Raw genomic sequence first — 11,132 nt, forward strand, 5'->3', positions numbered from 1 at the left:
ACCACGTCGCCAAGCTACCGACCACCCCTGGCGGGTCCGAACCGATTTCGTCAGAGGGACTGGTAGGCGGCGAGGACGACCATGGCGCCCCGGAGGTCGCCGACCAGGCCGCCGGCCATGCGGTTCATCACGTAGGCGACCGAGAGCCGGGCGTCGAGGTCGAGCACGGCGACGGAGCCGCCCCAACCACCCCAGAAGCACGACCGCGGGTTGGGGCTCAGGGGCACGATGTCGTTCATCAGCCCGAACCCGGTGCCGAGGCGCATCTTCACGCCCAGCACCTGGTCGACGTCGTGGCACTGCTCGACGAAGATCCGCTCGACGCCCTCGGTGGAGAGCAGCCCATACCAACCACCCCGCCGCCGCCCCAAGTGGCGAAGGGCTTCGCCTTCACTGTTACAACTTGTCCCCGTCGACGCTGCCGCCGTTGGCCAGCGCCGCGTGCACCCGCGCCACCGAGCGGGCGTTGCCGGTGCCGCCGGCGGCGGGGATCTCGGCCGCCCGCCAGGCCCGGGTGTTCGGCTCGGCGCCGGAGAGCGGGCAGCTGAGCAGGGCCCGCGCCGCCACGCTGGTCGGGTCGACGGCGGCGGCGTCCATGGCCTCCTCGGGTGGGACCATCCGGCCGGTGCGGTGGTCCTCCGACTCGGGCAGGCCGATGTGGAAGTCGGCGCCCAGCGGCTCGGCGACCTCGTCGCGGAAGAACGTCCCGATCGTGCGGCCCGTCACCCGCCGGACCACCTCGCCCTCGAGGAAGCCCTGGGTGACGGCGTGGTAGCCGGACGCGGTGCCCGGCTCCCACCACGGGGCCTGGGCAGCCAGGGCGGTGGTGACGCGGTCCCAGTCGAGGATCTCGTCGGGGGTGATCGGCGGGTCCCAGCCGGGCAGGCCGGCGGTGTGGCCCATGACGTGCGCCACCGTGATCCGGTCCTTGCCGTGGGCGCCGAACTCGGGCCAGTAGGTGGCGACGGGTGCGTCGAGTCCCCCCGACGGCAGGAGCCGGTCCTCACGGACCGGCTCCCACCAGGGTTTCTGCCAGGGTTTCCGCCAGGAAGGGTCAGCCCCAGCGGGGCTGCTCGTCGGGGTTGATGCCGAGGCTGAGCTTGCCGACCAGCTCGTGGGTGATCATCGGGTTGCCCGGGTGGATCCGGCCGAGGCGGGCGTCACGCACCAGCTGCTCCAGCCGCGTCCGCTTGAAGATCCCCGAGCCGCCGGACACGTCGAGGGCGGTGTCCACCACCGACCACGCCCGCGAGACCACGTCGTGCTTGCACGCCATGATCTTCACGGGCCAGTCGCCGCCGTGGTCGACGCCGGTGCTCCAGTCGTCGCACACCCGGTCGAGGTGGGCGGTGGCCGCCTCGAGGGCGATCCGCATCTCGGCCACCATGTGCTGGACCTCGGGGTGGTAGGCCATCGAGCGGGTGAGCGCCACCGACGACCGCCGCGGCAGCATCGCCAGGACCTCGTCGAACGCCCGCCGGGCGATGCCCAGGTAGACGCCGGCGAAGCCCAGCAGCGCCCAGGCGAACAGGGCGACGTGGTACGGACCCGCTCCGGCGAATCCGGCAGGGGAGAGCATGACCACGTCGTCGTCGGGGATGAAGGCCCGGTCGAGCAGGGTGTCCTGTGAGGCCGTGGCGCGCATGCCGAGCACGTCCCAGGTCTCCTCGATCCGGCAGCGGGGCGCGTCGCGGTGCACGAACCCGTGCAGCACCCGCGGCCCGGCCGGGTCGGAGGTGTCGAGGGCGTGCACACCCAGGTAGGTCCAGACGGGGGAGAGGCTGCCGAAGATCTTGTGCGCCGTGATCTCCCAGCCGCCGTCGACCCGGTCGGCCTGCGACGACGACATCAGCACCGGGATGTCGTTGCCCGCCTCGCCGTGGCCCGCGGCCAGGATCTCGCCGGCGGCCGCCTTGGCCAGGATCCAGTCGCCGCCGGGCGCACCCATGCGCTGCAGGTCGGCGGCCAGCCCGACCCAGTAGATGTGCATGTTGACGGCGAGGGCCGTCGCGGGGGCGTGGTAGGCCAGCCGGCGTTGCAGCCGGTTGACCTCGGCGAGCGACAGCCCCGAGCCGCCCAGCTCCCGGGGCAGGGCCACGTTCAGGTAGCCGCTGGCCCGTAGCTCGTCGAAGTCCTCCTGGAAGAAGCGGTTCTCGCGGTCGTAGATGGGTGCCCGCTCGTCGAACCGTCCGAGCATGTCCTCGGTGAGCACGTCGGCTGCCTGTTCGGTCGTCGTCATGGCAGGGACCGTACGGAGCGACCGGCGGGCCCACATGACCAGGCCTGACCTACTTCCGGCGCGGAACTGCTCAGGCCGAACTGATCAGATCTGACTACTCTCGACCGGTGGCTGGCGTGCGGACGATGACCGCGACCGTCCTCGTGGCCGTGGGGTCGGGGGAGTGGTCGGGAGGCGAGGGGCAGGTGCTGTCGCGGGGGCGCGACCGCACTGTCGTCCTGTTCGACTCGGTCGGTGCCGCGGTCACCGCCGCGCAGCACGTCGCCGACGAGGGCGCCGCGGTCGGCCTGGCCGTCGGCGAGCTCACGACCAGCGGCGACTGGTGGGCGGGCCCGGCCTACGACATCGCCGAAGCGCTGGCCGAGCGGGCCCGCCGGGCCGGTGGTGGCCACATCGTGACCACCACGACCCTGGCCGCGCTCGCTCCGGCACCGGGCCGCAACGGGGGCATCCGCTGGGTGCCGGCCGGACCGGTGGCGGCCGGCAGCCTGGGCACGGTCGACTGCGTCGAGGCCTCGGCGACGCTGGCCGCTCCCGCGGCCGCGGTCGACGTGCCGCTCCCGGCGGTCCTGGGGCTCGGCGCCGAGTACCCCTTCGTGGCGCGGCGTGAGGCGTGGGAGTCGCTGACGCGCACCTGGTCGCTGGCGTCCGCCGGAGGCCGTCGGGTGGTGCTGGTGGGCGGCGAGGCCGGGTCCGGCAAGACCCGCCTGGTGACCGAGCTGAGCCGCTGGGTGCACGAGCGCGGCGGGGCCGTGATGTACGGCGCCTGCAGCGAGCAGCCGTCCGTCCCGTACGAGCCCTTCACGATGGCCGTCGACCAGCTGATGACCAGCCTCGACGCCCCGACCCGGGCCTGGTTGCTGCGGGGCCGGGCCGACGAGATGGCCCGGCTGCTCCCTCGGCTGGGCGACGCGGGCGACGACGTCGGTCCTGCGGCGGTCGGGGCGGCCGGAGCCGGTGCGGCCGGCCCCGGGCCAGCATCGCCGGGCCGGGCGAGCGACCCGGGGGCCGAGCGGTTCCAGCTGTTCAGCGCGGTGGCGACGTTCGTCGCCGCGCTGGCGTCACGCCGGCCGCTGCTGCTGGTGCTCGACGACCTGCACTGGGCGCGCCGGCCCACCGTCGAGCTGCTCGACCACGTCATCCGGAGCCCCGGAGCGGCGCCCGTGTGCATCGTCGCCACCTACCGCTCGACGCCTGCCGAGGTGGGCAACGACCTGAAGGCCGCCCTGCCCGACCTGCGGCGCCAGGCCGGCGTGAGCCGGGTGACGTTGCCCGGCTTCGACCGCGACGGTGTCCGCTCGTTCGTCCGGGCCGCGGCCGGTCACGACCTCGTCCCGGCCCTGGAGCCGGCCGTCGACGTGCTGGCCGACGAGACCGGCGGCAACGCCTTCCTCCTGGGCGAGCTGTGGCGCCACCTGGTCGACGCCGGTGACCTGGTGCAGTTCGGCGGGCGCTGGCGAGTGGCCCGTCCGCTGGAGGCGGTGTCGAGCCCGGAGGGCGTCCGCGAGGTGGTCGCGGCCCGCCTCGACCGCCTGCCGGAGGAGACCCGCGGGCTCGTGCACCTGGCCGCGGTCGTCGGCACGCGCTTCTCGCTGGCGGTGCTGGCGACCGCCTCGGGGACCGACGTCCGGCGGGTGATGGAGCTGCTCGACCCCGCCGTGCGGGCCCACATCGTCGAGGAGGGCGGGCCCGGAGAGCATCGCTTCGTGCACGCGCTGGTCAGCCGGGCGGTCGTCGACGCACTGTCCGCCGGGGCCCGGCGCTCGCAGCACCTCGACGTCGCCCGGGCGCTGGAGCAGGTCGAGGGCGAGCGGGCCGTGGCCGAGATCGCGCGCCACAGCCTGGCCGCGGTGCCGGTGCTGGCTGCCGGGGAGGCGGTCGAGGCGGGGCGGCGGGCGGCCGACGCGGCTCGACGGGCCGTGGCCTACGACGACGCCGCCCGCCTGTACGAGGCGGTCCTGCCGCTGGCCCCACCCGACCGGCAGCGCTGCGAGCTGCTGCTCGAGCTGGCCGACGCCCGGATGCGGGCCGGTGACGTCGCCGCCGCCCAGGACCGCTGCAGCGAGGTCACCGAGCTCGCCCGAGCCCTCGACGAGCCGGACCTCGTCGTCGCCGCCGCCCTGGCCTACGACGACGCGAACTGGCGGGCTGCGCTCCACGGCGGCCGGGCCGGCGAGATGCTGCGGGCCGCGCTGCCGCTGGCGTCCGACCCGGCCGTGGCGCTGCGGGTCCAGGCCGGCCTGGGGCGCGCGCTCTCGTTCTCGGGCCACGGCGACGAGGCCGAGCAGATCGCCGAGACGACGATCGCGGCGGCACGCGAGCTGGGCGATCCCGAGACGCTGCGCGTGGCGTACGGGGCCGCGCTGTTCACGCCCTGGACGCCCGCCAACCTCGACCTCCTGCGGCACTACGCCCGCGAGCTCATCGAGGTGGCGCGGGCCGAGAACGACCTCGAATGGGAGCTCGGCGCGCTCGACAAGCTCATGTTCGCCGAGGTGACCGCCGGCGACGTCGACGAGGCGCGCACGATCGCGGCCCGTCACCGGGCGCTCAGCTCCCGCATCGGCCAGCCGCTGTTCCGGGTGCTCGACCTGCAGGCCAGCGCGCTGCTGGCCATGGGGGAGGGCCGCTTCGCCGAGGCCGAGTCGATGGCCGAGGAGGCCGACGACCTGGCCGGCTTCCTGTCCGGCAACGACGCCGCGGGCGGCTACGGGGTGCAGATGTTCAGCATCCGGCGCGAGCAGGGCCTGCTCGACGAGGCCCGCCCGCTGGTCGAGGCGGTGGCCCGGTTCGACCAGGCCGGCGCCACGTGGCGTCCCGCCCTGGCGGTGCTCTACGCCGAGCTGGGCCTGCACGCCGACGCCGCCCGCGAGCTGGACCACCTGGTGGCCGACGAGCTGGAGGCCGTGCCCCGCGACTCCCTGTGGTGGGCGTCGCTCAGCTACCTGGCCGACACCAGCGTCCTGCTCGGCGATCGGGCCGCGGCCGAGGCCGTCTACCGGGAGCTGGTACCGGCCCGCGGGCTGATCGTCCAGGTGGGCAACCTGCTGGCGGCCTACGGCGCGGTCGACCGCTACCTCGGGGGGCTCGCGGCCCTGCTGGGGCGCGACCGCGACGCCGAGGCCCACTTCGAGCTGGCCCTGCGCATCGACCGGCGTACGCGGATGCCGGTGTGGCTGGCCCGCACGCAGGCCGCCTACGGGCGGTTCCTGGTCGACCGGGGCCGGCCGGGTGACCTGGAGCGGGCCGCGGCGCTGCTGCGCGCCAGCCACGAGGTCGCCCGGGGGAGCGGGATGGCGCGGCTCGCGGCGCAGACCGCCGAGCTCCTGGACCGGGCCTCGGCGGCGCTGCCCCGACCCACTGCCGGGGCTTCCGCTCGGAACAGCGGGCTGACCCGCCGGGAGCTCGCCGTGCTGCCGCTGCTGGCGGAGGGCTGCACCAACCGCGAGGTCGGCGCGCGGCTGCACATCAGCCAGCACACCGCGGCCAACCACATTCGCTCGATCCTGCAGAAGACGGGCTGCACCAACCGCACCGAGGCGGCGGCCTGGGCGCTACGCCGCGGCCTCGTCGGCGACTAGGTGCTCGAGGGCTCGACGCCGACGTCGGCGCCGGCGCCGGCGCCGGCCACGATGGCGTCGGGCACCAGCTCGCTGACCGGGACGATGACGTCGGCCGGGATGCCGTTGCGCCGCGCCGCCTCCCGGATCGTCTCCACGTTGGGTGCCTCGTACAGGCAGTAGGTCTTGCGCTTGTCGGCACTCAGGAACGAGTACACCCAGCGCACCCCGACGTCGTCGTTGACCGCCCGAATGCCCAGCACCTCGTCAGCGCCCAGCTCCAGGTCTTCCGCAAAGTTCCGTTCCACCAGGAACAACGGCATGGTCCCACCCCTTCCGCCGCTCCGACCATAGCGCGGGCGGCGAGCGTCGCCGTCGCGTCGAAGCTGTCAGGCGCCGACCGGCAGGAGCCGGCGCTGCAGCTGCTGCGTCGAGTCCGACGGGTCGACGCCCAGGTCCTTGAGGGCGTCGAGGCACCGGCCCAGCATCCGCAGCGCGGCCGATCGGTCGTGGCGGGTGAGGGCCGCGCCGACCAGCACGGTGTACGCCGCTTCCGCCCACGGGTCGACGCCGAGGGCGCGGTGGGCCATCGTCTGGGCCCGGTCGACGTCGCCCATGCTCAGCAGCAGCTGCCCGGCCCGCACCGCGGCGGCGACGAAGCGGGACCGGTAGTGCTCGCGGTCGAGGGCGAACCAGTCGGTCTCGGGCAGGTCGGCGTGGAGCTGGTCGCGGTAGAGGTCGACGGCGGCCAGGTGGTGTTCGAGCGCGACCGACGGGGCGCCGTCGGCCTCGGCCTCGGACGCGGCCCGCAGGTGCTCGTCGAAGCGGTCGACGTCGAGGTGGAGGTGCTCGCCGGTGACCAGCTGCACCGCCGGGCCCTCCAGGCGCAGCAGGTAGGCGGGCTCGCCGGCGTCCCGCCACGGTTCCAGCAGCCGGAGGAGGTGGTTCAGGGTGACGCTCAGGTTGTTGCCGGCCGAGCGTTCGTCGTGGTCGGGCCAGAGAGCGGCGGTGATCGCGGACCGGGTCGTCCGCCGGTGCCCGACGAGGAACGCGACCAGCTCCTGCAGGCGGGCGCGGCGCAGGTCGGGGTCGGCGACGTCGTCGCTGTCCCAGCCGTCGCGGTGGACGCCGAGCGGGCCCAGGACCCGCAGGTAGGTGGTCTGCGGCGGGGGCGCCGGTACCGCGGCCAGCAGCGCCCGGGCCGCCTTGGCCTGGCCGGCCCGGCCCCGCACCGTGTCGCGCACCGCGGCGCGGCCCGGCGGTCCGAGCAGCTCGAGCAGTGTCCGGCCCTCGGTCCGGCCGATGGCGGTCAGCCCGACCGCCAGCTCGGCCGCGAGCCGATGGTGCAGCGCAGCCCGGACGACCCCGAGGTCGCCGAGGTCGAGGCGTCGCACCACCTTGTCGGCTCCGCCCTCGCGCATCGACACGACGGCGACGGCGAGATCGCGGGCCAGGCCGAGGTGCCCCCGCAGCGGGACCGCGTCCCAGTGGGCCCGGGTCTCGGGGAGCAGGACGTAGCTGGTCGCCATGATCTGCCGCCACGCCCGGCGGTCCTGGCCGGCGTCGAGCCCGTGGTCGGCGAGCGCCTCGCGCAGCGTGGCCACCGCGGCCGCCTCGTCGTCCTCCGCCAACTGCTGCGACGCGGTCGCCGACGCGACCTGCGCCGACAGCCGGCCGGCCGGTGGCGGTGGGGCGGTCATGAGCGCGTCGTCGAGGTAGCGACGGCCGGCGGCGACATCACCGGCGTGCGAGAACACGACGCTGCCCAGGATCTGGCCGATGTGGACGCTGTAGGTGGCCCCGCCCCGCTCCTCGGCGGCGATCACCGCCGGCAGCTTGGCCAGCACCTCGTCGACCTGACCCTCCCGCCAGGCGATGCGCAGGCGGAGGGCGTCGACGACGTGGTGCATGGCGGCATCCGAGGGCGTCAACCGGTCGACGATCTCGGTCGCGCCGGCCAGGTCGCCCAGGTCGAGCTGGACCACCCCGCAGAGCCAGCCGGCGGAGATCTCCCACACCGTGTCGAGCACCGTGGAGTCGATGCTGCCCAGCTCGGCGACGACCGTGACGTCGTCGCCGTCGAGGTCGGCGAGCAGCGCGCGGGCGATCGAGGCCAAGGCCCGGGCCACCGGATGCCCGGTCGGCTCCACCTCGAGGACCCGGCCGGCCAGGTCGCCGAGCGCGCTCAGGTCCTGACGCCACCAGGCGATCTGGCCGAGCTGGGCGATGGCCGCCATCTCGGCGTCGACGTCGCCGTCGGCGCGGCCCCGGGTCGCCGCCTCCCGCAGCGGCGCCACCGCCCGGTCGGGAGAGGTGAACGTGGTGTGCACGCCCGTCGCCAACCGGCCCGCCAGCGACTCGCGCACGCTGTCGGGGCTCATCGCCAGCCAGCGGCCGAGCTGGTTGGGAACCAGCTGATCGATCGCCAGGCACGCCGATCGCAGCACCGGCGGGGCGGCGTCCCACAGGTCGGCGCCCTGCAGCAGCGAGAAGGCGTCGTCGAAACGGCCCCGGTCGTTGAGGTGCTCGACGGCCCGGCGCCGGGTCTGGCCCCGCTCCGTGGGACCCAGCTCGATGCCGGGGGCGTTGCGCCACAGGCCGTGCGGTACGTACCAGCCGTCGCCGCCCTGGGCGACCAGCGGGATGCTGTCGAGCGCGGACGCGAGGTCGACGGGCGTGCCGATCGCCGCCGAGACCAGATCCTCGTCGGCCCCGCCAAGGTCGCAGAGCACGGCGAGCAGATGGCGGCGCACGGTGCCCAGCGGCTCCAGCACCTCCTCCCAGAGGTAGGTGCCGGCGAAGCGGCTCTCGACGCTCGCCGCCAGCTCGGCCATCGCCGGCCACCCGCCCGTGTCACCGAAGCGGCGGGTCTCGAGGCCCCGGCGGGCGGCGAAGCCGGACAGCTCGTCGTCGGAGAACCGCAGGTCGTCCTCGCCGAGGCGCAGCACCGAACCCTGGACCCCGATCCGGGTCAGCGGGATCGGCGGCTCGGTACGGCTGGCGACCACCACGTGGCCGTTGGCCGGCAGGGCCGCAACCAGGTCGGCCAGCCAGGCGGCGCCCGTCGAGCCCACCGGGAGCAGGTGCACGTCGTCGAGGACGATGCAGGCTTCGGTGGGCGACCGGTGCCAGACCGAGGCGGCCACCGCGGCGGGCTCCGGGGTTGCCGCGGTGCGGGCGCCGTGGTGGGGATCGTCCTCGTCGCGCCCGGCGACCGCCGCGGCCACGACCCGGGCCAGCCGATCGGCGTCGGCGTCGAGCTCCTCGACCCCGATCCACACGTCCTCGCCCCGGGGCGCCAGGCGGTTCTCGGCGATCGCCTGGGCGAGCAACGTCGTCTTCCCCAACCCCGCCCCGCCGGTCAGCGCGGTGACGCGATGCTGCCAACGGCCCAGCAACGATCGCAACAGCCGAGGCCGCGTCAACGAGTCGGGCCGCGGTTCAGGAGGAACGAACCGAAACGACCGATACATCTGCCCGCACAGTACGTCCCCGCGTCAACACGTGCCGGCGTCAGGAGCGGCACAAAATGAGGTCGCGGTCAAGAGCGGTGGGCGATAGACAGACGACGTGGACCCTCAGGACCTCCGATGACTGAGTTCCAAGTCACCTTCGACTGCGCAGAACCTGAGCGTGTCGCTCGCTTCTGGTGCGAGGTGTTGGGGTACGTCGTACCGCCGCCCCCGAGGGGGTTTGCCACTTGGGACGACTTCGATCGCGCACGGCCGCCGGAGAAACAGGGTTCGGCGTTCGCCTGCGTCGATCCCTCAGGTGTGGGCCCGCGACTGTTCTTCCAGCGCGTTCCCGAAGGCAAGGTCGTCAAGAATCGGGTGCATCTCGACGTGCGAGTTGGCACCGGGCTCGTGGGTGAGGAGCGCCTGGCCACGCTGGAGGCCGAATGCGCACGACTGCTCGCGCTCGGCGCGACACGCGTCCAGCTACTGGCTGCCGATGACGACAACGAGTCGTGCATCGCGATGCAGGACATCGAGGGCAACGAGTTCTGTCTCGACTGAGTGCGGGAAGCAGAAGAGCCACCCCCGGGGGAGTGGCTCTGGTCTGCATGTTCCTCGGTCGGGATGACAGGACTTGAACCTGCGACCCCTTGACCCCCAGTCAAGTGCGCTACCAAACTGCGCCACATCCCGAGGGGGAACTGCCACCTTAGCGCAGCTACAGGACCACCCAGCTGATCATCTGGATGATCCGCCAGGTCAGGTAGATCACCGTGACGGCCACGAGGAGCTTGAAGTGCCACGGGGCCTTCGTCGGGCCGGCGGCGGCCTGCTGCACGGTCTCGGGGTCGGCGACGGTGCGGCCGCACTCCGGGCACGTCCCGTCGGCGTGGAGGGTGTTGGGGTTCAGGAAGCGGCTGCAGCCTTCGCACCAGGGCACGGCTAGCCGCGGTTCTCGCCCTGGCCCTGACCTGGCCCCGGCAGGTCGGCGAACCTCGGCCCCAGCCGGCACGGGGTGATCTCCACCCGGCGCCACACGTCGCCCACCACGTAGGGCTCCCGCTCCAACCAGCGGTCGACGTCGTCCCGGGTGGGGAAGTCGACGACGATCGCCGAGCCGACCATCCGGTCGTCACCGTCGAGCAGCGCCACGGCGATGACCATGTTGCCCTGCGCCCACAGCTCGTCGCCGTGCGCCAGGTGGGCCTCGCGCACCTTCATCCGTCGCTCGAGCGCCTCGTCGTCGTCGCCGTCGTAGCCACACACCAGGAACTGCATCGCTACAGCATGCTCCACAGCGCGCGGTGGCTCCTACGTAGGCTCCGGGGCGATGGACATCGGGGAAGCGGCGTGGCTCGGGTTCGGGGGAGTGGTGGCGGGGGCCGTGTTGGGGTTCGCCTCGTCGTCGGCGCAGGAGGCGGCCCGGCGGCGGCACGACCTGCGGCGGCTCCGGGAGGAGCAGGTCCGGGAGGACGAGATCCGCTTCGAGAACCGGCGCTTCGACGCCTACGTCGCCATGATCACCGCCGCCACCCGCTTCTACGGCGTCGCCAAGTACCCCGTCGCCGCCGAGGCGTCCGTCGAGCCGGGCACCACCATGCGGCCGATCGACGTCGCCTACGAGCAGTTCACCGCCACCCTCAGCCCCAGTTTCCTCATGGCGACGTCGCCGACCACCCGCGACTGCCTCGCCGCCCTGGCCTCCGCCGTCCGGGCGCTCCGTGACGGCATCGGCGGCGACGTCACCGACCGCGACGTCCTCTTCAAGGCCCACCGCCGGGCGGTGCGGGCGGCCGAGACGGCGATGCGCGAGGAGTTCGGGCTGGTCCCGACGTTGCCCTAGCCGTAGCCGGCTGGTTCCCCGGCAGGCTGGCGAGT

The 11,132-nt window shown here is 74.0% G+C and carries 10 protein-coding genes and 1 tRNA gene; 3 read left to right on the forward strand and 8 right to left on the reverse strand.

The genetic code is table 11. From position 1 onward, the window contains the following. Positions 1 to 50: 50 nt before the first annotated feature. From VK611_06400 to VK611_06410, 3 genes are all read right to left on the reverse strand, one after another. On the reverse strand, positions 51 to 371 hold the full coding sequence (locus tag VK611_06400; protein HMG40941.1) for a hypothetical protein: 321 nt from the start codon (positions 369 to 371) through the stop codon (positions 51 to 53). 25 nt (positions 372 to 396) lie between these two features. Beyond that, positions 397 to 993: a serine hydrolase domain-containing protein gene (locus VK611_06405; GenBank protein ID HMG40942.1), complete on the reverse strand. Its 597-nt coding sequence runs from the start codon at positions 991 to 993 to the stop codon at positions 397 to 399. A 61-nt stretch (positions 994 to 1,054) separates the two neighbouring features. Continuing rightward, positions 1,055 to 2,239: an acyl-CoA dehydrogenase family protein gene (locus tag VK611_06410; GenBank protein ID HMG40943.1), complete on the reverse strand. Its 1,185-nt coding sequence runs from the start codon at positions 2,237 to 2,239 to the stop codon at positions 1,055 to 1,057. Positions 2,240 to 2,364: 125 nt separating this feature from the next. Between VK611_06410 and VK611_06415 the strand changes: the two genes are divergently transcribed. Next, positions 2,365 to 5,820: an AAA family ATPase gene (locus tag VK611_06415; GenBank protein ID HMG40944.1), complete on the forward strand. Its 3,456-nt coding sequence runs from the start codon at positions 2,365 to 2,367 to the stop codon at positions 5,818 to 5,820. Here VK611_06415 and VK611_06420 read toward each other — a convergent pair. Beyond that, complete coding sequence (locus tag VK611_06420) at positions 5,817 to 6,122, reverse strand: DUF4242 domain-containing protein (GenBank protein HMG40945.1); 306 nt, start codon at positions 6,120 to 6,122, stop codon at positions 5,817 to 5,819. The two genes, VK611_06415 and VK611_06420, sit on opposite strands and share 4 nt — an antisense overlap. Positions 6,123 to 6,188: 66 nt before the next feature. Then, entirely contained in the window at positions 6,189 to 9,206 is a 3,018-nt protein-coding gene (locus tag VK611_06425; protein ID HMG40946.1) for a BTAD domain-containing putative transcriptional regulator, read from the reverse strand. A gap of 183 nt (positions 9,207 to 9,389) precedes the next feature. Here VK611_06425 and VK611_06430 point away from each other — a divergent pair, with 183 nt between their 5' ends. After that, the gene (locus VK611_06430) at positions 9,390 to 9,815 is read left to right on the forward strand and encodes a VOC family protein (protein HMG40947.1); all 426 of its coding nucleotides are present in this window, start codon (positions 9,390 to 9,392) and stop codon (positions 9,813 to 9,815) included. Between the two features lie 58 nt (positions 9,816 to 9,873). On the opposite strand, the gene VK611_06435 is transcribed toward VK611_06430, so the two are convergent. From VK611_06435 to VK611_06445, 3 genes are all read right to left on the reverse strand, one after another. Further along, positions 9,874 to 9,947: transfer RNA gene (locus VK611_06435), tRNA-Pro, on the reverse strand. 25 nt (positions 9,948 to 9,972) lie between these two features. Beyond that, the gene (locus VK611_06440; GenBank protein ID HMG40948.1) at positions 9,973 to 10,194 is read right to left on the reverse strand and encodes a hypothetical protein; all 222 of its coding nucleotides are present in this window, start codon (positions 10,192 to 10,194) and stop codon (positions 9,973 to 9,975) included. Between the two features lie 2 nt (positions 10,195 to 10,196). Continuing rightward, positions 10,197 to 10,532: a YciI family protein gene (locus tag VK611_06445; GenBank protein ID HMG40949.1), complete on the reverse strand. Its 336-nt coding sequence runs from the start codon at positions 10,530 to 10,532 to the stop codon at positions 10,197 to 10,199. A gap of 52 nt (positions 10,533 to 10,584) precedes the next feature. Here VK611_06445 and VK611_06450 point away from each other — a divergent pair, with 52 nt between their 5' ends. After that, positions 10,585 to 11,097, forward strand: coding sequence for a hypothetical protein (locus VK611_06450; protein HMG40950.1), 513 nt, complete (start codon positions 10,585 to 10,587; stop codon positions 11,095 to 11,097). The last annotated feature ends 35 nt before the right edge of the window (positions 11,098 to 11,132 follow it).

It is taken from the genome of Acidimicrobiales bacterium (assembly GCA_035316325.1).
In the GTDB taxonomy this organism is placed as follows: Bacteria; Actinomycetota; Acidimicrobiia; order Acidimicrobiales; family VFJN01; genus DASXTK01.